At 59.6% G+C, this 23088-nt stretch carries 18 protein-coding genes, 1 other RNA gene and 1 pseudogene; 7 read left to right on the top strand and 13 right to left on the bottom strand.

All coding sequences use genetic code 11. The features are described from left to right. Positions 1–106: 106 nt before the first annotated feature. The 4 genes and pseudogenes from ACTHUY_RS04970 (at position 107) to ACTHUY_RS04955 (ending at position 4285) form a co-directional block, all read left to right on the top strand. Complete coding sequence (locus ACTHUY_RS04970; RefSeq protein WP_441677896.1) at positions 107–664, top strand: GNAT family N-acetyltransferase; 558 nt, start codon at positions 107–109, stop codon at positions 662–664. A gap of 29 nt (positions 665–693) precedes the next feature. Next, positions 694–1656, top strand: coding sequence for an aminoglycoside phosphotransferase family protein (locus ACTHUY_RS04965; RefSeq protein ID WP_441655759.1), 963 nt, complete (start codon positions 694–696; stop codon positions 1654–1656). A 176-nt stretch (positions 1657–1832) separates the two neighbouring features. After that, positions 1833–2681, top strand: coding sequence for a DUF1206 domain-containing protein (locus ACTHUY_RS04960; RefSeq protein ID WP_441675763.1), 849 nt, complete (start codon positions 1833–1835; stop codon positions 2679–2681). A 362-nt stretch (positions 2682–3043) separates the two neighbouring features. Beyond that, positions 3044–4285, top strand: a pseudogene (locus ACTHUY_RS04955) (IS256 family transposase). 675 nt (positions 4286–4960) lie between these two features. Here ACTHUY_RS04955 and ACTHUY_RS04950 read toward each other — a convergent pair. The 9 genes from ACTHUY_RS04950 to prfB form a co-directional block, all read right to left on the bottom strand. Beyond that, positions 4961–5329: a type II toxin-antitoxin system death-on-curing family toxin gene (locus ACTHUY_RS04950; protein WP_441675091.1), complete on the bottom strand. Its 369-nt coding sequence runs from the start codon at positions 5327–5329 to the stop codon at positions 4961–4963. After that, positions 5326–5529, bottom strand: a complete 204-nt coding sequence (locus ACTHUY_RS04945; protein ID WP_441675090.1) for a CopG family transcriptional regulator — start codon at positions 5527–5529, stop codon at positions 5326–5328. Before ACTHUY_RS04945 ends, ACTHUY_RS04950 begins: the two co-directional genes overlap by 4 nt. Positions 5530–5599: 70 nt before the next feature. Further along, entirely contained in the window at positions 5600–5764 is a 165-nt protein-coding gene (locus ACTHUY_RS04940; protein WP_441675089.1) for a hypothetical protein, read from the bottom strand. Positions 5765–5998: 234 nt separating this feature from the next. After that, positions 5999–6368: a transfer-messenger RNA gene (gene ssrA, locus ACTHUY_RS04935) on the bottom strand. 131 nt (positions 6369–6499) lie between these two features. After that, on the bottom strand, positions 6500–7021 hold the full coding sequence (smpB, locus tag ACTHUY_RS04930; RefSeq protein WP_441654419.1) for an SsrA-binding protein SmpB: 522 nt from the start codon (positions 7019–7021) through the stop codon (positions 6500–6502). Between the two features lie 100 nt (positions 7022–7121). Then, entirely contained in the window at positions 7122–8570 is a 1449-nt protein-coding gene (locus ACTHUY_RS04925; protein WP_441654420.1) for a peptidoglycan DD-metalloendopeptidase family protein, read from the bottom strand. A gap of 3 nt (positions 8571–8573) precedes the next feature. Beyond that, a complete protein-coding gene (gene ftsX, locus ACTHUY_RS04920; protein ID WP_441654421.1) occupies positions 8574–9491 on the bottom strand; it encodes a permease-like cell division protein FtsX in 918 nt (305 codons plus the stop codon). Further along, entirely contained in the window at positions 9488–10183 is a 696-nt protein-coding gene (ftsE, locus tag ACTHUY_RS04915) for a cell division ATP-binding protein FtsE (RefSeq protein WP_126703682.1), read from the bottom strand. The genes ftsX and ftsE overlap by 4 nt, the downstream gene beginning before the upstream one ends. Before the next feature lie 79 nt (positions 10184–10262). Further along, positions 10263–11396 (bottom strand): peptide chain release factor 2, encoded by a 1134-nt coding sequence (gene prfB, locus ACTHUY_RS04910; RefSeq protein WP_441675088.1) that lies wholly within the window; start codon positions 11394–11396, stop codon positions 10263–10265. 93 nt (positions 11397–11489) lie between these two features. On the opposite strand from prfB, the gene ACTHUY_RS04905 reads away from it, so the two are divergent. Continuing rightward, positions 11490–12479, top strand: coding sequence for a phosphotransferase (locus ACTHUY_RS04905; protein WP_441654422.1), 990 nt, complete (start codon positions 11490–11492; stop codon positions 12477–12479). Between the two features lie 143 nt (positions 12480–12622). On the opposite strand, the gene ACTHUY_RS04900 is transcribed toward ACTHUY_RS04905, so the two are convergent. Continuing rightward, positions 12623–15919 carry a UvrD-helicase domain-containing protein gene (locus tag ACTHUY_RS04900; protein ID WP_441675086.1) on the bottom strand — a complete coding sequence of 1099 codons (3297 nt, stop codon included), beginning with the start codon at positions 15917–15919 and terminating at the stop codon, positions 12623–12625. Then, positions 15916–18963 carry a PD-(D/E)XK nuclease family protein gene (locus ACTHUY_RS04895; RefSeq protein WP_441677894.1) on the bottom strand — a complete coding sequence of 1016 codons (3048 nt, stop codon included), beginning with the start codon at positions 18961–18963 and terminating at the stop codon, positions 15916–15918. The genes ACTHUY_RS04900 and ACTHUY_RS04895 overlap by 4 nt, the downstream gene beginning before the upstream one ends. A gap of 101 nt (positions 18964–19064) precedes the next feature. Between ACTHUY_RS04895 and ACTHUY_RS04890 the strand changes: the two genes are divergently transcribed. Together ACTHUY_RS04890 and ACTHUY_RS04885 are read left to right on the top strand one after the other, a co-directional pair. Further along, positions 19065–19289, top strand: coding sequence for a DUF3107 domain-containing protein (locus ACTHUY_RS04890; RefSeq protein WP_126703688.1), 225 nt, complete (start codon positions 19065–19067; stop codon positions 19287–19289). A gap of 411 nt (positions 19290–19700) precedes the next feature. Next, positions 19701–21287: a DEAD/DEAH box helicase gene (locus ACTHUY_RS04885; RefSeq protein ID WP_441654425.1), complete on the top strand. Its 1587-nt coding sequence runs from the start codon at positions 19701–19703 to the stop codon at positions 21285–21287. Positions 21288–21436: 149 nt separating this feature from the next. Here ACTHUY_RS04885 and ACTHUY_RS04880 read toward each other — a convergent pair whose 3' ends face one another. Both ACTHUY_RS04880 and ACTHUY_RS04875 read right to left on the bottom strand, forming a co-directional pair. Beyond that, complete coding sequence (locus ACTHUY_RS04880) at positions 21437–22057, bottom strand: MarC family protein (RefSeq protein WP_441654426.1); 621 nt, start codon at positions 22055–22057, stop codon at positions 21437–21439. Further along, positions 22054–22890, bottom strand: a complete 837-nt coding sequence (locus ACTHUY_RS04875; RefSeq protein ID WP_441654427.1) for a PHP domain-containing protein — start codon at positions 22888–22890, stop codon at positions 22054–22056. Before ACTHUY_RS04875 ends, ACTHUY_RS04880 begins: the two co-directional genes overlap by 4 nt. Between the last annotated feature and the right edge of the window lie 198 nt (positions 22891–23088).

The following is a 23088-nucleotide window of genomic DNA, read 5'->3' as shown; positions in this document are numbered from 1 at the left end:
CATTCCAGTCCGGTGGAACCTCATTGAGTGACGTGAGATAAGGGTTTAAACAGGGTTGTGGCCGCCAGAGGCCTTACGATGGTGCGCGAGCACGCGGAGGAACACTATGAATATCTCACTGACCCGCATGGATCCAGCCGGATCGGATCGGGAAGCACTCATGAGCTTTATGACAGCGAATGAGTTCCCGTTTCACATGCGCCCACGGCCCTCGGCCTCCCAGGTTGCAAGCTCTATCGAAGACGGTTCTTTCGATGATGAGGACACGATAACGTACTGGATTGAGCATTCAGAGCTGGGTCGAATTGGGACACTTTCCCTTGAGGACCTCACCGACCCCACTCCCCTTTTCGACCTTCGGCTCGACTCAAAGTTCCGCGGCCGCGGGCTCGGAACCGGCGTTCTCCGTGCCGCAACCGATCATGTCTTTAGGACAATGAACGTCAACCGCTTCGAGGGACAGACCCGGGAGGACAACGTTGCCATGAGGGCGGTGTTCCTCAAGTCGGGTTGGGTGAAGGAAGCCCACTACCGGGAGGGCTGGCCCGTTGACGGTGGCACACCCGTTGCTTCCGTTGCCTACGCGATCTTGAGGCGTGACTGGGAGAACGGCACCTTAACTCCCGTGCCGTGGGATGACTTCACGATTGACAGGGCACCCTAGCTTTTCACTGCGGGGCTAGGGTGGTGTCAATGACTATCGAGATCCCACCCTCTTTTGCAGAGCTGCTTTCTAACAGGCACGCTGATCCTCTTCTCACGCGCGAATTTCCACGTCATGGGACGAGCGGGACGGAGTGGCTCGAAGCGTTACCGAGGCTCCTCACGAAGGCTCTCAACCGCTGGGAGCTGACAGTCGATGACGCAGATCCCGGCTATATCCGCACCGGCAACACCGCCGTTGTCATCGACGTTCTGAAAGGCAAAAAGCCCGCGGTATTGAAGTTAAGTTGGCCGTTCATGGAGGGAGCTTTCGAGCACCTGGCGCTACGCGAGTGGGACGGCGTGGGAGCGGTTCGTCTCGAGGCCGCCGAGCCACGCGACTATGCGTTGCTTTTGGAACGCCTCGATCATCGGCGGAGCCTTGCCGGGGAATCGATTCTTGACGCCTGCGAGGTGATAGGAACGCTGATCAACACTCTCGACCGGCCCGCCTCCCCGAAGTTCCAGACCATCGCGGGGCGCTCAAAGCGATGGGAGGATGAGTTCGCGGGCGAGCATCCTCGGGTGCCTAGAAGGCTCCTCACCCAGGCAAACTCTCACCTGAAGGACCTTGTTGCAGACCTCAAGGATGAAACGGTAGATGGAACGAGACTCATCCACACCGACCTGCACGACACGAATGTCCTTGCTCCTCTGGAGCCAGGTCGCGGAAACTGGCTAACCATTGATCCTCAAGCGGTTGCGGGGGAACCGGCCTTCGCCGTCGCACCCATGGTGTGGAACCGAGCGGAGGAAACGGCTCACGCCTACAATGCACGCAACCACGTTCGCATGCGAGCCGACATCATTTCGGACGTCGCCGGGCTCGACGAAGAACGCGTGCGGGTATGGACGTTTGTGCGCCTCGTTCAGAACGCGGTGTGGGCGGCGAATGAGAATGACGAGGATGGACTGACCCGCTACATTTTCCTCGCGAAAATGTTTGCACAGTAATTAAGAAAGAACCCCAGGCCTAACAGGGGAACCCGAAACCACGCTAGGAAACTGCGACCCACCGAGCGGGTTACGCGACCCTGGGAACGTCCAAATGGACTGTTTTGAGCAAATTTCGTGGATCTTTATGCAGGTCATGAGGTTACACCGGGGCGTTTGGCGTTTATGCTGTGAGTATGAATACGCCTTCGGGAAAGAAGACTGTCAATCACGTTACCGGTGCCGCGCGCGGCACCTCGTCCGAAGCAAAGAACAGCAAGTGGTTCGAGTACGTAGCCCGGATCGGGTACGTCATGACCGGCCTTATCCACGCAATGATCGGATGGATCTGCCTGCGGCTCGGGCTGACGGGCGACTCGGGTGAGTCCGCGGACCAGTCGGGCGCAATCGGGGCTTTTGCCGACGCTCCCGGTGGTGCGGCGCTTCTCTTTATCGGCGGTGTTGCCATGGCAGCACTGGCACTTACCCACGTGCTGGATGTTTTTTACGGAAGCGGCCGCCGCTCAAAGAAGAAGGCCTCCGGAATCATCAAGGCCATCTCCAAAGCAGTCATGTACGCGGTGCTCGCCTACACCTCGATCCAGTTTGCTCTGGGCGACTCTTCGGACTCGGGCGACTCGGCGGAGAGCGCTGCCGAGCCATTCCTCAGCAGCCCAACCGGCAAGGCAATCGTCATTAGCGTTGGTGTCATCATCATCATTGTTGGCCTCTATCACGTATACAACGGCATGTCCCGCAAGTTCCACCAGGACTTGAGCCCCTCCGAGGACCGACAGATCGGCCAGCTCATCGACAAGACGGGCCTCGTCGGTTACGTCGCAAAAGGCATTGCCCTCATGGGTGTCGGTGCGATGGTCATGTGGGCAGGTTTCACCGCCGACGCCGACAAGGCACGCGGACTCGATGCTGCCTTTAAGGAAGCACTCGACCTTCCCGGCGGGGGTATTGCCCTTGCCGCTATCGGCATCGGATTTATCCTATACGGCATCTATTCGGTGCTGAGGGCGAAATACCAGGAAATGTAAGTCTGGCGGAAGACTCCGTCGCAAGCCGAGACGACCTCCTGGATGATGGTGGCGGTAGCCCACGCGCTTCCGGAGGTCTTCCCCGTCTCGGCCGTTAACGATCACTCACGGACCCGATAGCTCAACGGATGAATCAACCGGAACAACTATCTGCGACGTTTCCCCCTCCTCGGAGGGAATGGGCGCAGAGCTTTCTCCGACGGAATCGAGTTTCCTCATCATCTCGACAACTCGGGTGAGTAGTGCCCCTTAGAGTGGTGTAGCCCGATGGTGGTCGTGTGCGTCGTTGCTGACATGGACGCGGTCACCGTGGGATCCTTCGAGAAAGCCTTCTACTTCTCACTCGAAAGGACATCACCACGATGACCGCTCCTCATATTATCGACCCTGCAGGCCTGCTAAGTGAAGCCCTGGCCGACGCATCACCCGATCTCATGCGCGACCTGCTCCAAACCATGATCAACGCTCTGCTCTCAGCCGACGCCGACGCGGTAGTCGGCGCCGAATACAATAAACACTCAGCCCCGACCGGATCACCCAGCGCAACGGCTACCGCCACCGCCCCTGAGACACCCGGGTCGCCACCATCGACGTCGCCGTCCCCAAACTCCGGGCAGGCACCTCTTTCCCGATTGGCTCCTCGAACGCAGAAAACGAGCCGAGACAGCGTTCATCACCGTCGTCGCTGACTGCTACCTCGCCGGTGTCTCCACCAGGAGGATGGATAAGCTCGTCAAAACCCTCGGTATCCACTCTCTATCGAAATCGCAGGTCTCACGCATGGCCACAGACCTGGACGAACACGTGGACCAGTTCCGCCACCGCCCCCTGGGTGAGGCCGGTCCGTTCACCTTCGTCGTTGCTGATGCGCTGACGATGAAAGTACGTGAGGGCGGGTGATCAACGCGGTTGTCCTCATCGCCACCGGTGTCAACGCTGACGGCCACAGGGAAGTCCTCGGCCTGAAGGTGGCAACCTCAGAAACAGGCACTGCCTGGAACACCTTCTTTGCTGACCTGGTTGCCCGCGGCCTGACCGGCGTGCGTTTAGTGACTTCTGATGCTCACCCGGGCCTGGTACAGGCGATCGCAGCGAATCTGCCGGGCGCCTCGTGGCAGCGGTGCCGAACCCATGACGCAGCGAACCTGATGAGCGTGTGCCCGAAGAGTTTTTGGCCAGCAGTCAAAGCGATGCTGCACTCGGTCTATGACCAGCCCGACGCGGCAAGTGTGCACGCCCAGTTCGACCGGCTCCTCGATTACGTCAGCGAGAAACTCCCTGCCGCGCACGATCACCTAGACGCTGCTCGGGCGGACATCCTGTCGTTTACGGGCTTTCCGACCGGGGTGTGGGCCCAGATCTGGTCCAACAACCCCAATGAACGCCCGGGCCGTGAGATCCGTCGTCGTACCGATTCTGTGGGAATCTTCCCCAACCGGGACGCGATCATCCGCCTCGTCGGCGCCGTCCTGGCCGAACAGACCGATGAATGGGCTGAAGGCCGACGCTACCTCAGCCTCGATGTCCTCACCAGAAGCCGCTTCCAAACCGTAGACGACAACGGGATCGAGGTGAACGACGAACCTCTGGAACTCAGCGCCTAACCCCCAAACCAACAAAACGAAGGAAAACCCGCCACACCACCCAAAGGGACTTGACCAACGTGACGTCCAGGTCTCGCAAGACCACAAAGCAATCAGCCACATCGCGGGCGACCAAGTCCGAGCTGTCAACACCGCTCCTGGGTCCGTAGCCGCGGCAACGGCAGTCGATGACGCGGAATCGGATGGCGGTTGCAGAATCGTTTGAGAGCGGCACTAGTTGCTCGGGTGACAGTGCAGTTTGAATAAGCACCAGAGATTCGCCGGTGCCCTTCGTTCTGACTTCAACGAATGCTCCGGCACCGACGGAGACCGTGCGGGTGGTGACCATGGGGATTCATCGCACGCGGCACGGGGCGAACCAAGACTCAGGATCTTAACAGGCGGCTCTGAATTCAGGGGCATGCACGCGAACAACGGCACCCTGGTGCCGATGGCGTGCTCGATAGTCGGGTACTGGTGGAAGAAATCCTTCCTGGTTGAGTCAGCGGGATCGCGCTCTCAGGCCAGGATGATCATTTGGCACTACGCAATTTTACCGCTATCGAACCATTCAAGGTCTTGCACGTTTTGCCGGACTCCCTGCTTCAAGTGCTGAATGTTGGTTGAGCAGAGCACGTCCATATCGAAATCCACCGATTCGGCAAGTCGCCGATTCTTGTCCCACCATTGCGCCCACTACGAGTCGATCCAAATTCCCAACGAGTCCGCAATCTGGTCAAGCGATGCAGTTCCTTCCGTAACCGCGATGACAAGGTCATATGCATCATCATCAGGAGCCTCAATCCAGACGCCATTCAAATCAAGAAATACGACCGTCGCGAGCCACGCCAACCGCTTATTGCCATCTACGAGCGCGTGATTGTTGGCCACCGAGTCTAGCAAAGCGGCCGCTTTGAGTAACACACTCGGATAGGCATCCGTACCCCACAGCGAGGTGCTTGGACGGTGGACCGCCGATTCCAGAAGGCCCAGATCCCGCACGGAACCAACACCAAGGTCGTCGACTAGCACCAACAAGTCTTCGGTCGTCAAGTAAATGATCAACGGCCCAGCCGCTCGAGGAGTTCGGCATATCGGCTCCGAGCACGTGCCGAGGATGCCGCAACACTCTCGGCATGTCCCCGACGCGCAGCTACCTCGTGAATAGCTCGAATTGTTGCTTCCTGCTTACTGATGCCATCGGCCTCAGCTAGGGCAGCCAGCACCCGATCGTCATCCTCACTCATACGCAATGTCATCGCCATAGCGTCACACTACTGTGATACCAGGTTGATATCAACAAGAGACTTAATGCAACCACGACATGCGCACCCGTCAGCGGCAATTGAATTTGGAGCGTTTGGGCATGCCGTAGCTGATAGATTCCTCAACGTCCGGCACAAGCGCAGTAACGAGCTCACGTATCCGCTGCAGCTCGTCCCGGAAAGCAGGATCAACACCGTCGAGGTATTCGTCGATCGTCGTCACCTTCGTGTTCATAACGTGAGCCCTCCTTTACCACGTAATACCTACCGGGCCGCCGCCGGCACCGCGTCACAGTAATCCACCATGTGCCCAGCACAGAAAGTGTCACCCACTCGTACGTTACCTCCCGGCGGACCGCTAGGACATGCGAGCACCATTAGATTTAGGTACAAGAAACCCCTCGAACTGGCTGATGCCGTTCGAGGGGCTGTGTGTCCTCACGGATTCTCTCGTTCCGTTTGAACGTGTTGGTGGAGGCGCCGGGAATTGAACCCGGGTCCAACGATGTCGACCAATGGCTTCTCCGGGTGCAGTCTAACTATCGCTGTTTTCGGCCCCAGCGCTTATATAGACATAACGCTGACAGACCTAGCACGCTAAGTGTCCCTTCCCCTCCACGTACGAGAGGAAAAGGCAGTGGCTCTTAAAACGACGTCAGATCCTGTAGCAAGAGCGGGCTACAGGGTGACGGATTTCGAGGCTCGCTTAGGCAGCGAGGGCGAAATCGGTGCGCTTAGAGTTGGCACCTATTGGTTTGCATAGAATCGTTAACGAGATGACTATGCTTCCTCGACCCGCTTCACATCAATCTCGACCGTTGTCGAAACCGATCGCCCCCTATTCTGTTATTAAACAGCTCCACCCACTACGGGGCAGACACATATTGTAACCCATTGTTGGCATAGTTTATTCCACTCCAGGAAAAGGATCTATGTCACTCGGCGGACAGTCGGTTGCCGGACGTCGCTACTAGGAAGCCCGGCCCTTGCGGAAGTCGGACATGGCACGGCGTGCCTCGCGGTCATCCTGCTTGCGACGCAGGGTTTCGCGCTTGTCCCATTCCTGCTTGCCTCGCGCGAGCGCGATCTCGATCTTTGCTCGGCCGCCAACGAAGTACAGCTGGAGCGGAACGATCGTGAAGCCCTTCTCGCGGGACTTCTGGGTGAGCCGAATGATCTGGTCGCGGTGCAGGAGCAGTTTGCGCGCCTGCGTGGGCCGGTGGTTGGTCCACGTTCCTGCGACGTACACGGGGATTGTGGCATTCTGTAGCCAGGCTTCTCCCCTGCGGTCAATTTCGATCCACGCTTCGGTGATCGAGGCGCGTCCCATGCGGAGCGACTTCACTTCGGTTCCGGACAGTACGAGGCCTGCCTCGTACTTTTCGTCGATGAAGTATTCGTGGGTCGCACGCTTGTTGCGGGCGATGACCTGCTTCTTGTCGGCTTCCGCCTTGCTCTTCTGCGCCTGGGATGTGGCGCCTGCTTTGGCCATGATTCCTCCTCAGACACTGACAAACAAATCATTGTAGCGCAACGCCTGGGGTTCTGACCAGAGCGTTAGTTTAGTCCGGTCAGTTCATGGTGACTCGGGACTAGTTGCGGCGGGTGAAGCCCGGCTGGCTCATCGGGTTGATGACCGTGCCGTCCTTCCACAGCTCGAAGTGCACGTGGCACCCGGTGACCTGACCGGTCTGTCCCGTGTAGCCAATTACCTGGCCCTGCGAGACGGACTGGCCGCGCGATACGGCGAAGCCGCTGAGGTGGTTGTAGACACTCACGTAGGACGAGCCGTTGATGATGCCATGGTTGATCATCACCTGGTTACCGGACGTTCCGGTCGTTCCGGTGGGATTCGTTGCGGTAACGACGCCCGCGGCTGTAGAGACCTGTCCTTCTCCACAGACGGAGCGGAGGTCAACGCCGTTGTGCATCCAGTAACCGCCCGTGATCGGGTACCACCGCATGCCAAACGGTGAGGTCACGTAGACGGGGGCGGGAACGGGGGTGACAAAGGTCGTGCGGGACGGAGCTGGCGCAGGTGCCGGAGTGGGCTCCGGGGTCGGATCTGGTGTCGTCGGTGTAGTCGTCGGTGTAGACGGGGCTACCGGAGCAACGTTTTGACGCGCTTCCTCTTCGCGGCGCTGACGCTCTTCCTCTGCAGCCTGCTCCGCGGCGGCTTCTTCACGGGCCTTGCGGGCGGCTTCCTCGGCGGCCCTGCGGTTCTCTGCGTCGATCTCCGCGATCCGACTGGCCGTGGATTCCTGCTCCTCCTCGATGTTGGCAATCGAAGCCTCAAAGTCATCCTTGCGGACCTCAAGTTCAGCGGCGTACTGCTCTTCTTCCGCCTCGAGGGCGACAAGGTCATCCGCCTTGGCCTGCGCCATGGCACGCTTCTGGTCCAGTTCGAGAACGATGGCGTCCGCTTCTTCTTGGAGGACGATGATGTCGCCTTCGACAACCTGCTGACGGGCCAGCCTGTTCTCGTTGACAGCAACCTGCGTCTGGGCTTCTTGGATCAGGGCCGTCTCGGTGCGCGCAATCGAGTTCGTTGCCGCAATGGCAGAGAACAGATCGTCGGAGCTGGTGGCACCAAGCCACAGATCCAGGGAACTTCCCGCGGTGTCACCGCGGTACGCAGAACGAGCGAGCTCGTTGAGGGAGGACTGGGTTTGGTCGGACAGTTCAGAGTCGACAAGAAGCTGATCTTCGATTGTCTCGAGCTCGGCCCGGGCCGCTTCTAGCTGACCGGTAATGATCTCCTGCTCGCGCTCCGCAGCGGATAGGTCGGACTCTGCCGTTGCGAGTTCCGTCTGGGCAATCGGTAGCTTGTTCCTCGTGTCTTCAAGGGCGAGGTAGGCCTCCTGAAGGTCCAGGTCCACGCCTTCGAGAGACGACTGGAGTTCTTCGAGCTTCCGATCGTTCTCTTCCTGCTGCTCGACAAGCTCGTCGCGTTCCTCTTCGTTGTCGGCAGACGCCGCGGATCCAGACAGGACAAGGAGAACCACGGAGGCGGTCGCTGCGAATGCGTTGCGGATTCTCATTGATTAGACCTTCGTGTAACGGCGGAGGGCAATGTAGGAGGCGAGGACAGTCACGACAAGGGCGCCACCCACGAGCCACGGAGCCATCACGAGAACATCGCCTGAGTCAATGAACTTGACGAAGCTAATCTGACCGTCCGTGCCACGCTCGTCGAAGAAGTACTTCACTCCTCCGTAGAGGGTGCCGACCGCTAGGCCGGAGCCCAGGAGGGCCGCAAAGAATCCTTCGAGGACGAAGGGGGCCTGGATAAGGGAGTTGGAGGCACCGACCATTCTCATGATCCCGGTGTCCTTCTCCCTAAACATAGCCGAAAGGCGGACCATTGTAACGATCAGAAGTAGGGCCGTGATGATCATGGTGATGGCAAGACCACCCGCAATAATCGTTGCGCCGTTCAGTACAGAGAAGATCGACTCGAGCTGTTCGCGTTGGTCGATGACATACTCAACACCGGGCTGGCCGGAAAGCTCGTCGGCAACGATCTCGAACTCTTCGGGGTCAACGAGCTTCACGCGGAAAGACACCTGCATGGCGTCTTCCGACAGGGCATCAACCCAGGTTGTCCCCTCCATCTGCTCCTTGAAGTTCTCCAGAGCATCGGCCTTCGACTCGATGTAGATCTCATCGACGTACGGTGCCATCGCTTCGGAGCGGAGGAAGTCATCGATCGCGTCGATTTGTTCCTGGGTGGCCTCTCCCCCGGCACATTGCGCCGTTGTTGGGTTGCTGGGGCACAGGAAGGCCGTGACTTCGACTTTGTCGTACCACTCGTTCTTCAGGTTGCCGACCTGGGTTTGCAGGAGTGAAGCCGCTCCGAGGAACATGAGGGACACGAAGGTAACGAGCGTCAGGGAAGCAACAACGACGCGGTTGGAACGGATTCCCTTGAACGTCTGGGAGAGAACAAAGCCCAGTCTCATGCCTGACCTCCCTTGCCGTAGATGCCGCGTTCCTGGTCGGAAACCACGACACCATCAGAAAGCGTGACGACGCGCTTACGCATTTCGTTGACAATGTCGTAGGCGTGGGTTGCCATGACAACCGTGGTTCCCTTTCGGTTAATGCGATCAAGGAGCGACATGATCCCGCCCGCCGTCTTGCGGTCGAGGTTACCGGTCGGCTCATCGGCAAGGAGAAGCTTGGGGCGGTTCACCATGGCCCGGGCAATGGCGACGCGCTGCAACTCACCGCCGGACAGTTCGGTCATCTTCCGCTTTTCCTTGCCGTCCAGGCCCACCATTTCCAGGGCCTCGGGCACGGCGGTCCGGATGTGGTGACGGGGCTTGCCAATCACCTGCATGGCGAGTGCCACGTTGTCGAACACGTTCTTGTCTTCCAGCAAGCGGAAGTCCTGGAAGACGCGGCCCACCTGGCGGCGGAGTTTCGGAGTGCGTCGGGCCGACAGTTCCTTGACGTTCTTCCCCAGCACATAGATCTGCCCGGACGTTGCAGTCTCTTCGCGCAGGCACAGCCTGAGGAACGTGGACTTACCGGAGCCGGAAGGCCCCACGAGGAAGACGAACTCCCCTCGTTCGATATCGAGAGTCACGTCGTCCAGGGCTGGTTGCGCCCCCGTCTGGTATTTCTTCGTGACGTTCTGAAAAGTGATCATTCGTGGCCAAGCTCGTGCGACAATAATTCACGATTAAGCTACCGCACCCACTCGGCCACGCGACGAGGCACGCCGTTATCTAATTGTCATCTTCGGAGTGCTGTCCCACACGCCAGCGAATTCCGGCGTCAATAAATCCGTCGATATCACCGTCAAAAACGTTGTCGGGATTGCCCGATTCGAAACCGGTACGCAGGTCCTTGACCATCTGGTAGGGATGCGTCACGTATGACCTCATCTGGTCACCCCACGAAGCCTTCACATCGCCAGCGAGCGCCTTTTTCGTGGCGGCCTCTTCCTCCTGGCGCTGGATAAGGAGCCGTGATTGGAGGACCCGCAGGGCGGCAGCCCTGTTTTGGATCTGGGACTTCTCGTTCTGCATGGAGACGACGATGCCGGTGGGAAGGTGGGTCATGCGGACGGCGGAGTCCGTCGTGTTAACCGACTGACCGCCGGGACCGGACGAACGGAACACGTCAACCTTGATGTCGGCCTCGGGAATATCAATGTGGTCGGTCTGCTCGGTAAGCGGAATAACCTCGACGGCCGCGAAGGAGGTTTGGCGGCGGCCCTGGTTGTCGAACGGAGAGATACGGACCAGGCGGTGGGTACCGGCCTCAACCGAGAGCGTGCCGTAGGCGTAGGGGGCCTGCACCTCAAACGTCGCGGACTTAATGCCGGCCTCTTCCGCGTAGGACGTGTCGAGCATCTTGACGCTGTAGTTGTTGCGTTCAGCCCAGCGGGAGTACATGCGGACCAGCATTTCAGCGAAGTCGGCAGCATCCACGCCACCGGCACCGGCGCGTACGGTGACGACGGCCTCGCGCGAGTCGTATTCGCCCGACAGGAGCGTCTTGATCTCGAGGTCGTCAAGGTCCTTGTGGATCGTCTTCAGTTCGCGGTCGGCCTCAGCGTAAAGCTCAGCACCGGACTCCTCGTCGGTTTCCGCTTCCTCCGACGCCATCTCCACCATGACCTCAACGTCATCGATACGAGCTTCCATGGCGTTAATGCGGTTGAGCTCTGACTGGGCGTGCGAGAGTTTGGAGGTGACCGCCTGCGCCTTCTCCTGGTCATCCCACAGATCGGGCGCTGACGATTCCTCGGTCAGCTCAGCGATCCGCTTCTTTAAACCTTCTGGGTCGGTGACGAGGCGGATCTGCTCGAAAGTCGAGCGAATATCGGAGATCTCTGCAGAATAATCAGTAGCCACGCCTTCCAGGCTACGGCAAAAACCACCTGTCAGCGTAGCCACATCCCGGAGTGTGACGTGGCAGGTAGGGTCCTAATCGCATAAGTTGATCTCGTGGCACACTCATCCCTCTACCTCGCGGCTATCGCCGTTTCCGCCCTCGAGGACGTCGAAATCGTCGCGACCCGTCCTCCGTTTGAGGAGACCCCCGACTATCTTCTCGGGGGCGCTTTGGACTCTCAGGGCCGGCACTGGGTTGTGAAACTTCCCCGCCACCAACTCGCAGGAGCTTCACTCGAAGCCGAAGCATCGCTTGCCCCCGGTCTTATCAAGGCCGTCGACGAAGGTAACCTACCCTTCGATGTTGTCCGCCCCAAGGCCTTCACCACGGTGAAGGAGGGCGGGCGGGCCATGGTGTTCCGCGAACCGTTTGGTCAAACGATCTCCCTCGAAGAACTCACGAAGGCTGGAGCACAGTCAGTGGGACGCGCACTCGGCGCCCTCCACGAGCTCGACACCCAGGTCTTTATCGACGCCGGTGTCCCCAGCTACGACGCAGCCGGTCTGCGTCAGCGCCTCACAACCGAACTCGAGGACGTTGCCCTCACCCGCATGGCTCCCTCAAGCCTGCTGGGCCGCTGGGACACATGGATTGCCGATGACGAGCTCTGGCAGATCAACACCGTCCCGGTTCACGGGGATATGGATGAGGACAACGTCCTCTGGTCCAACGGTCAAGTCTCCGCGATCACCTCATTCGGTGACGCCCACGTCGGCGACCCGGCAATCGACTTCGTGTGGCTCGCCAACACCCTCGACCTTGACCTGCTTGACACCGTCACCGAGTCATACGCAATGGCGAGAGGAACGGGAGGAGATGCCCATCTTCTCGACCGAGTAGCCCTCCACTCCGAGTTCGCTCTGGCCCGCTGGCTCCTCCACGGTACGAGGATCGACTCCCCCGAAATCATCGAGGAAGCCCGCGCCATGCTCATCGAACTGGACGAAACAATCGCGAGCGACCCCGACGAGATCTCCGGCCCCAGGTGGCAGATGGAGGTGCCGAGCGCAACGACGCCCGTCACCTCCCCCGACGAAGATTGATTGAAGAAGCCACTCGGATTGAAGAAACCAATGGCATTCACGGAGGAGTGCTAACTGATTAAGACCGCCAGCAATCGGCTGTCTCAATCTTTTATTCAACGTGAATCGTCTCCCCCGGGAGACTTGGTACATCTCCGGGCGGTCTAGGCCGTCTCCTTCACCTGTTCAAGCAGGCTGCCGATGATGGTTTCCAGTTCCTCTTCGGGAATCGGATCGACATGATGGAGCCGCTTCGCCTCGTCCTTCTCGCCGAGATAGGCGAAGGTAGCTGAGATCAGAGACTGATCAACACCGGTGGTACGCGACCACGCCAGCCGGTAGAGATGTAGCTGGAGTTCCCTACTTGGCATGTCCTTCTCCGACGGGCACCGCCCTGTCTTCCAGTCAACGATCCGCAGCCGTTCCTGCCCCGTCTCGGGATCAGTGCCGTCACTGAACACGGCATCGACGGTGCCTCGCATGGGAACACCCGCGACAACGACATCGACAGGCGCTTCTACTGCGACCGGGATATCACCGGAGGAAACGAACGGGATCGACTCAAACCGCTGAATCAGTTCGGCTACACGCGGGTTGTTGAGGTCAAGGCCAAGCACCTGATCAGCATCGCCCGACACGTCGATGAGGTCGGCGGTACGCGGAGCGCCGTACCTGCTCGCAATGTATTCGTGGATCTGCTGCCCGAGCCGTGCCGCTCGGGCCGGCTCAGTCGGGATTGGTCGCTCAAGGTCGGTCCGGAACTTCACCGGATCCGCCGCCATCTGAACCACGCCATTAGCAGTCAGGTGCCCGATCTCGAACTCCTCAGCATCGTCCCCATCCAGCAGGGCAAGAAGATCGGAGAGGGATTCCCGCACCCAACCCGAAGCTTCCGACACGGCTTCCGACATGTCTTCTGCCGTTCTCGGTACTCGTCCCGCAACGAATTCAGCGGCTTCCCGAGTCTGTTCGGTCGCGCCCCTGTTCATGTCGGCCATCCACTGTCCCGACATGAGCTCGTCGGTCTCATCTGCATCGACCTCGGGAATCTCGGTCATGCTGACACCGCTCAACGGAGCGTCAATGCCAAGGAGGAGTCGCGAGGGGCCTCTAGACCGTTTCGCATTCGCTGGGTCCTTTTCGATGGTTTCCCGCTCCGCCTTTTCCTGCTCCGGTCTTTCAAACCAATAGCCGGCAAGTAGAAGGCGACTGCGGGGCCGCGTCATCGCAACGTAGGCTAGCCTACGGATCTCCCGATTCTCATGGTCTGCCATATCCTCGCTGAGCCACGTCATGTAGCTCACGTTCAGTTCCTTGGGAGTCTCTGGATCTTTCCATCGCCACTCAGGAATCGAGTGAGCATCCTCTTGGAGCCAGGTTGGGATTTTGGCGTAGTTCGTGAGCCATGGCCCCCTCGGCCGTTGAGTTAGGAGATCAAAGCCGCCGTGACGGAGCTCGGGTATCGCAACATAGTCCCACTCGAGGCCCTTGGCCCCGTGAACCGTCATGATTGTGACGGTATTTGGGTTTTCCAGCTCCTCTTTCGTCACACCCTCTGATTCGAGAGCAAGGTCAGCTAGCGGCAAGTCTCCGTCATCCCCGCCGTGCTCCTTCTCTTCGACAAGGTCTAGCCAGTCAAGGAAAGCTTCGAGGGTCGCACCCTCAGTGTTTTCCGAGTAGCCGGCGGCAAGGCGCTGGAAGGCGAGGAGACTTGCACGCCCAATACCACCCGTTGCCGACCTAGCAGCTACCTCCGTTTCAATACCAATGAGACGAACAGCAAGTCCAACCAGGTCTTCCAGCCGGGAGTAGCGAGCCTCCGTCAGAGCCTTGAGCCAGGCATTTAGGAGGCCAAGCCGTTCCTTGCCTGCGGGGCCTACCTTGGAAGATTCCACGTTATCGAGAACCTCAACAAAAGATCTCTCAGAATCGTCGCGATAGCCCCGTTCCTTCCTAATAAGGTTGAGCGACTGAATGTCGGCGGGAGAGATATTGAGGTAGGCAAGCATCCGCATGATCGCCTCACCGTGCGGAGGATTGGAGACCGCCCGCAATAGTCCCCTGATGGTCTTGACCTCGGGCTGGGTGATCGCACTCTGGTTACCGTGCTCGATAAAGGGGATGCCAAGCTCCGTGAGAGCATCTGCAATAGGTTTCATGGTTTTACGAGCCCGGCACAGCACCGCAATGGATGGGCCCTGTCCCTTGTTATCGCCCGCGTGGGCCTTGCGGTACTCGTCGATATCACGGGCAATCGCTTTGAAGGAGTCATCCTTCGTGACCTCGAAGGAAATCTGGACCTCTCCCCCGGTCGTATTGAAGGCTTCAAGCGGCGCAACGTTGAGGCCACTCTTAGCCGCGTGCCTGCGAAGAGGGGCAGCTACCGCGTTTGCAGCCTCAAGGATCTCACCCTTGTTTCGGAAGGCGGTCGCCAGCGAGTATTGCGGCATCTTCTTCCCTGGATCGGCGAAGTTCCGAGTGAAGTCGGCAAGAGCATCAGCCGATGCTCCACGCCATCCGTAGATAGCCTGGTTCGGGTCACCAACCGCAGTGACATCATGACCACCGGCAAACAGGTCGGCGAGGAACTTTGCCTGGTTCACAGAGGTATCCTGGTATTCGTCGAGAAGGACCAGCCTGTGCTCATCACGAAGGGAGTGAACAATGTCGGGACGTGCCTGGAGGACCCGGTGGGCAACTGCAACCTGGTCGGCGTACTCGGTGAGACGATTGACCTTCTTATAAGCGAGGTACTGGTCGACTACATCCAACGATGCAAGACGCGCCTCGTGAGTTGCGAAATGCTCCTTGACGTCTGCGGCACCTGACCTTGGCTTCAAGACACCCAGGTCTTGCAGGTGGGAGTCAAACTCCTCCAAGCTGTTTCGCACTTCCTCGGTCGTCAGCTCGTTATTTAAAATAGCAGCGGCAAGGGCCTTAACATTCTCGGCAATCGAACCCAACTTATGCGTGTTGTCTTTACCAAAGCCGCCCTTCCTGTTCCTCACAAGGTCATGGATGATTTGATACTGCTCAGCATCAGTGATGAGACGTGACGACGGGTCAACTCCAACGATCAGGCCATGCTCAGAAGCGATGTTCGCAGCAAAGGCGTTGTACGTAGCAACAATTGGCCGGGAGAGGATAACTGTTTCTTCATCGAGTGCCGTAGACCCAAGCCTCGCTGCCTTGCGAAGCATCGCGGCAATACGTGTCGACAGCTCATTCGCTGCTTTCTTTGTGAACGTCAGGCCCAGAACCTGCCCGGGTTCCACGTGCCCCGCGGCCACGTGGTAGACGACCCGTAGTGCCATCGTCTTTGTCTTACCAGCGCCGGCACCAGCAATAACAAGCGATGGCTCGGGGCCGCCCATGATGACAGCGAGCTGATCGGGTGTTGGCGCAAAGCCATCAACTTCCTGGAGGAAGGCGGAAGCACCTTCGGGAGTTTGTAGGTTCACGAGAACAGGGCTCCTTCTTCGTACAGCGGGCACACAACTTTCGCCGAGCAATATCTGCAGGCGTCATTCTCACGCGCCCCCAGGTCCACTCCGCCCAGTTCGTTCTTCACTTCAATAAGCATCTCGTCTACCTGAGCCCGACCTTCATCGGTTAGCGGATCTTGCTCGCGGGTCTTCGGTAATCCGCTCTTATAGGCCTCTGAAACATGGACGAGTTTCGCTCCGGCTGTCGCTTGTCCCGTCTCCTTTTCGTACAGCCACTGGTATACCTTCAGCTGTGGATTCTCCTGCACCAGGGTTTTGCTCTTAGGTTTCCCCGTCTTAAAGTCAACGATCACCGGACCATCTGGAGTTTCTTCGATTCGGTCAATACGACCCGCAACGGTGAAGCTGTCTGTTTCAACTCGGACGGTCCGCTCAACAATTCCTTTCGGATGTTCTCTCAGGTAGTTAGAAAGAGTTTCGACCTGGAAGAGGACTATTTCCCTTTCGAACTCCCGCTCGTAGCCGTCCGCCAGATCGGCCGCATAGTCATCCCACATCGCTTCGACACTCTCCATCATGGCTTGAAGGTCTCCGTCGGGATGTTTTTCAGCAAGCTCGTGCACAAAGGTTCCTCGGGACAGGGCAAGCACATCTTCGACATTCTTCAGCCCAGCAGATTCCATGAACCACTTCAGAGTGCACTTCAGGATGTTTTCAACGCTTGATGGCGAGATCCGGGTTGATGCTTCCCACGGCTCAGGGTTGCTCGGTTCGAGAGTCGGGATCCACGTTTCGGGTGCCACACCGATTCGATCGCTCGGACTCCATGTCGGCAAGGACGCCAAGATATCGGCGGCAAGCTCACGGTCAGACTCGCGCACGCGCAGGGTCGGGTCGCTGATCGCGGAGCGCAGCCTGCCAATCACACCGGGGATCGACATGGAAAGCTGGCTCGACTCGATGTGCTCTATATCGGCCTCGGTTGCGATGAGGTCAATGAACCGCGAGTGCGAGGTATCTTCGGAATCGACCGCGGTAAAGACGAGTTCCTTCCTGGCGCGACCGATCGAGAATGCCAGCATGCGTAGCTCGTCGTCGAGGACAGAGCGCAGGCCGGAGATCCCGTCCGTGAGCCGGTCGAGGTGAAGCTCGGCAAGGCGACCCGCACCGAACAGCCCGTCTCTGATTCGCAGGTTTGGCCAAGCCCCATCATTCAGATCGGCAACGATCACGAATTCGAAGTCTTGGCCGATTGCCATGGCGGGGGTTAGCAGGTGGACGCCACTTTCCCGACCGGTCCTTGCAATCGAGTCCTCAGCGATGTCCTGTCCTTCAAGCTCGTCGATCAGCTGAGCTGCCGTGGTCCTGGCATCGCGGTCAACCATGCGCTGGGCGACGCGGAACATCTGCATAACCGAGTCGAGCATGGCGCCCGAGGACCTGCTGGTGGGTCCACCGGATAGTGCACGCTCACGCCAGTCTTCGGCAAGCCCGACGGTTTCCCACGCTTCCCAGAGAACAGCCTCGGCATCAAGACCGCTTGCGATTGCAACTCGTGCCTTGTCGAGGATGTGGGAGAGCCTTCGGAGTGGCTGGGCCCAATCTTCCTTCGGCGGCTCTACGAGAGCGTCCCGCACCGGGGTCTCAGATTCTCCAAATGCGGCGTTAACGTGCTGGACGAGGGTCCTGCGATGAGAGGGCTCGAGCCCGATAACGGGAGATGATAGAAGGCCGAGCAGGTCCGCATCGGCTAGTTCTCCTCCGCCCGCTTCGCGGATGATGTCCATGAGGGCACGGACGACCCTGCTGTACCTCAGGGGCTGGTTTCGGGCGGCGGGACGCACCCGCACCCCGGCCTCGCGTAGGACGCGTTCGATCTCGGTGTGGGCGCCGCGTGAGCGGGTGATGATGGCGATGTCGTCGTAGCGGAGGTTACCGCGGACGTGTTCGCGGCGGATCATGCGGGCTATACCCGAGAGCTGCTGGTCGCCACCGGGGAAAGTCGTAATCGAGATAGTATCCTCACCGTCGGCGGCCTCGGGCTTACGATGTTCGCCGGTTCCGGCCACCCCTATTCTGGCAATGAGTGAATCTTGGAGGGCGGCGAGCTTGGCTCCTGCCCGATGCCGCTTTTCGAGCGTGACCAGGCCTGCATTCACGCCGAGCCCGGGCTTACTGCCGCGAGCCAGTCCCGGCAGGTGTGCAATGCCGCCGCGAAAACCTTCGACCGCGGTGTCGGGGTCAGCGGTCATGACCAGCCGAGCGCCCCTACCGTCACCGGGAATTATGTCGTGAACGGATGAGAGCAGCGATGCTGTTGCGAGCGTGGCGTTCTGATAGTCATCGACAAGGACCCAGTCCCAGGTCGGCATTGCGCCCTGCGACCATGCATCGGGCGTGGCGAGCAGGCGTGCCGCCTGGTGGACAAGGCGAGCGTGGTCGAAGCGGTCCGCTCCCGCTCCGCCGGGCGCTGTCGCATCCTCGAGGGCCAGAGCGTTCTCGTAGTGGTCCATGAGGTGCCCGACGGCAATCCAGTTTTCCTCGCTGCGGTCGGTTCCGAGCTGGACGAGGTCGGCACCGGATAGGCCGAGTTCAGCGGCACGGGTCAGCAGGTCGCGGAGTTCGGCGCGGAATCCCGGCAGGGCAATAACGTCGGGCGTGATCGCTTCGGGCCACGGGATTTGGTCCCCAATCTCCGCAAGCAGCTCGGTGATAATGGCGTCTTGTCCGGGACCGGTAATGAGTTCGGGGGTTTGCCTTCCGCGGTCGGCCGCGTATTCCTGGAGGATTCCGAAAGCCCACGCTTGGGCGGTTCGAACAGAAACGTTGTGCGGGAGCCTGCCGTGACGCAGGGTAAGTTTGGAGCGAAGATCGTCGGCGGCCTTGCGGCCCGCGGCGAGCAGAACCAGGGATTGGCCTGCTTCGATGATGTGGGAGGCAGCTTCCAGAAGGACCGTGGTCTTACCTGTTCCCGATGCTCCTGTGATGACAGTAGCGGTGGCTCCCGTTGCTGTCTTAATTGCACGCCGTTGTGAATCATCAAGGTCGAGTTGCTCCATGGCATTTACGATACGTCAGGCCGGGGGCCGATTTGTTTCACTTTTCGGCTAGTGACGAATCGATAAGGGTGTTCCCCTTCTTCTTTCGTACGATTGTGGCTATGGAAATTCAGATTGGAATTCAGAACATCGCCCGCGAACTCACCTTCGAGGTCGACCAGACCGCTGACGAGATTGCCGCAGCTGTCACGGAGGCTATCTCCTCGAACGGTGTCTTCACCGTCAACGACACCAAGGGCCGCCGCGCCATCGTCCCGGTATCTACCCTTGCCTATGTTTCCACCGGTGAGGATGAGCCCCGCCGCGTCGGCTTCGGCCACCAGTAAGCCCTCGGTGTGAGCCCGGTCCGTTGGTGGCCGGGCTATCCAGGCAACCCACCTTTCGGCGAGAGCCACGCACATAGCATCCCGGTTCGTTTGTGCGCCGTGCGGGAACGCTTCGGACCACGCAAGTCGATCCGTTTCTGGATGTGCGCAAAGTAGCGCTACCACCCACTTCCAGGGAAGCACTGCGGCGATCATTCTTGCCTTCTCACTTCCTCTACCTGCGCGCATTGCACGGTTGATCCCAACACAGATCCACGCGTTTCGTACGAACTGGACTAGGATGATCGTGAAGGTTGACCGGTCGTGCTGTTGACATTGACTTATCCCGCCGGATTCCCGGCACTGCTTCTTGGCGATCGGCTACCGGTGCTCTCGAGCACCCCCGTTTGCTCATGAAATAAAAGGATACGAATGTCTACATCCGGACAGATCAATACTGATGCGGCCGCAGTGCCGACCGCGAACGAGCCGAAGGCGGATATTGATGCCACGGCCGAAGAGTTCAAGCTCGAACAGAAATCTTTCGCTGACTTCGGTGTCAGCAAGCCCATCGTTGAGGCTCTTGCAGCCAAGGGCATTACCCACCCCTTCCCGATTCAGGCCCTGACTCTCCCGATTGCTCTGAAGCGTCAGGACATCATTGGCCAGGCCAAGACCGGTACCGGTAAGACCCTCGGCTTTGGTATTCCGATCGTGGAATCCGTCGTTGGTCCTTCCGAGGAAGGCTACGAGAACCTGGTGGCACCCGGTGCACCGCAGGCGCTCGCCATTGCCCCGACCCGTGAGCTTGCCGTTCAGGTGGCGGGCGATCTGAAGATGGCATCGGCTAACCGCGACGTCCGCATCGTCGAGGTGTATGGCGGCCGTGCCTACGAGCCCCAGGTCGATGCGCTAAAGAAGGGCGCCGAGATCGTTGTCGGCACTCCCGGCCGTCTCATTGACCTGCACAAGCAGCGGGTCCTCGACCTCTCCCACGTGAAGACACTCGTCTTGGACGAGGCTGACGAGATGCTTGATCTCGGTTTCCTCGAGGATGTCGAGACCCTCATGGCCGCCACCCCGGCAACACGTCACACAATGCTGTTCTCGGCCACCATGCCGGGCTCCGTTGTTGCCATGGCACGCCGCTACATGACCCGCCCGACCCACATCCGGGCCCAGGATCCGACCGGCGATCAGAAGACCGTGAAAGAAACGACACAGGTCGTTTACCGCGCCCACCAGCTCAACAAGATCGAGGTGCTCGCCCGGATCCTCCAGGCGGAGGGTCGCGAGCTTGCCATCATCTTTACCCGCACGAAGCGCCAGGCCGCCCGCGTTGCCGAGGAACTCGAAGAGCGTGGCTTTGCCACCGGTTCCCTGCACGGCGACCTGGGTCAGGGTGCCCGCGAGCGCGCACTGCGTGCCTTCCGTTCCGGCAAGATCGATATTCTCGTCGCCACGGACGTGGCCGCCCGCGGTATCGACGTCGACAACGTCACCCACGTCATTAACTACCAGTGCCCCGAGGACGATAAGACGTACCTGCACCGGATTGGCCGTACCGGCCGCGCCGGTCATCACGGCACCGCCGTCACCTTCGTTGACTGGGAGGACACTCCCCGCTGGTCCGTCATCAACTCCGCCCTCAACCTCGGTACTCCCGAGCCGGTGGAAACCTACCACACCTCCGATCACCTCTACGCGGACCTGAACATCGATCCGAACGTGACCGGTCGTTTGCCCCGCGCACAGCGCACTCGCGCCGGCCTCGACGCCGAAGAGGTTGAAGACCTTGGCGAGACCGGTGGTCGCAAGGGTGGCCGTAACCGTTCCGGTGGTGGACGTCAGGGAGGCCGCAGCGGCGGACGTGGCGGCCAGGGCGGTCGTGGCGGAAACCAGGGCAACCGGAACCGTCGGGCTGATGGTGGGGAGGGCCGTTCCGAGCAGGCTCCTCGCAGGAACCGCACTCGTCGCCGCACGAAGAACGGTCGCGCGCAAGGCAATTCCGGCGAGTAGCAACCGGGCTTCAACTGGGATTCACTGACTGCTAGTCACTGAAGTTCAACAGGTGCAAGGGAGGGAAGGCGTGACGCCTTCCCTCCCTTTATGCTTTGCTAGCCAAGTACATCGCTAGTCATCTGCGCCGCATTTGCTTGCGGGACTGACTAAATCTGTTCGATGACTCCGAGGATGCCGTTAACGATGAGCTGGGTAGCGATTGCGGCAAGGAGCATGCCAGAGAGCTTCGTGAGAAGAGTTGTTCCGCCTTCACCGAGAACGCGGTGAATGACGACGGAGAAGCGGAGTGCCGCCCAGGAAACAATGTGGACCGCAACGAAAGCGGCTATGACAGCAATGATTGACGGGGTGTTTGATCCGGCGTCTTCGACGGCGAGCATGAAAGCAACGATTGTGCCGGGGCCCGCGAGAAGCGGGGTGCCAATCGGAACGAGAGCCACGTTGGTTTTGCCGGCGGGCTTGCCTGGATCGGATTCTTCGCCGGTCAGGAGCTGCAGCGCTACGAGCAGGAGGAGCAGGCCGCCAGACATCTGCATGGCTTCCACGGAGATGTGGAGGAAACCGAGGATATAGGTTCCGAACAGGCCGAAGACGGCCAGGACGCCTGCGGAGACGGCATTGGCCTGCCAAGCGGCCCTGGCTCGTTCCTTCGGGGTGAGTTTCGATGTTAGTCCCAGGAAGATCGGCACGTTGCCGGCGGGGTCCATGATGACGAACAGCGTAAAGAATGTCGACGCAAACAGGGTGACATCGATGACGTTGTTCACGGGTAGTAGACCTCCATTGCCGCCTTGTGAGCGATCCTCTCGAACATTTCGCGCGAGGTGGTGTTCTCGCCGAGCAGGTTCTTCTTGCCTGAGCCATGGTAGTCGCTCGAACCGGTTTGGACGAGTCCTCGCTCGGTGACAATGCTCGCCAGTTCTCGGCGGTCTGCCGGGGAATTGTCCCGGTGATCCACCTCGAGGCCATCAATCCCCAGGTCCAGGCCCCGCCCGATCGCCGCCCAGTCGTGGGAGCCACCGCGGGAAGCGGCCCTGGGGTGTGCCCAGATAGTTACTCCCCCGGCGTCGTGAATCAAGGAGATCGAGTCAACGAGCTCGGGTGCCCAGTACGGCCGGTAGTAGGGCGATCGTGGTGACAGGTAGCCGCTGAAAGCCTCATCCCGGTGAGAGATCGTGCCCCGTGCGAGGAGAGCGTCGGCGATGTGGGGGCGGCCGAGGGTCGCATCCTCCCCCGCCACGGCTACAACTTCCTGCCAGGTCATAATGCCGTCTTTCTCCATGGCGTCCACCATGTTGATCAGCCGTTCCTGACGCGCCTGGCGGACGCGGATGCAGTGGTCGATGATCCCTTCATCGGGATCAAAGAGGTATCCGAGCAGGTGAACGGTCCGGTGCTCGTGCCGGGTAGAGATTTCGATTCCGGTAACAAGCCCAACACCCGTCGTAGCAACGGCTGCTTTGGCTTCGCCATATCCGCGAACGGTGTCGTGATCGGTCAGCCCAAGGATCTCAATACCCACGCTGGCAGCCTCCGCCATGAGCTCGCCGGGTGTCTGCGTGCCATCGGAGTGCAGGGAGTGCGTGTGGAGATCGATCACTGCCCTAGGCTATGGCTTTTTTGAAAACTTTGCCCACAAACTCTCCCTCGACAGCCCCGCCGACGCGCTTTTCCGGCAGAACCCACTTCCCCGATCAGCATCACCACATGGAGCGTCGTAGCTACTCCTTCGAGTACCGACGCGTTCAAGCGTGTCGCTTGGTCTTCGGGCTATCACAGGTCTTGCGCTGTCCTTCAC

The organism is Flaviflexus sp. (genome assembly GCF_052087705.1).
Classification (GTDB): Bacteria; Actinomycetota; Actinomycetes; order Actinomycetales; family Actinomycetaceae; genus Flaviflexus; species Flaviflexus ciconiae.
This window is presented reverse-complemented; position numbering and strand designations above follow the sequence as displayed.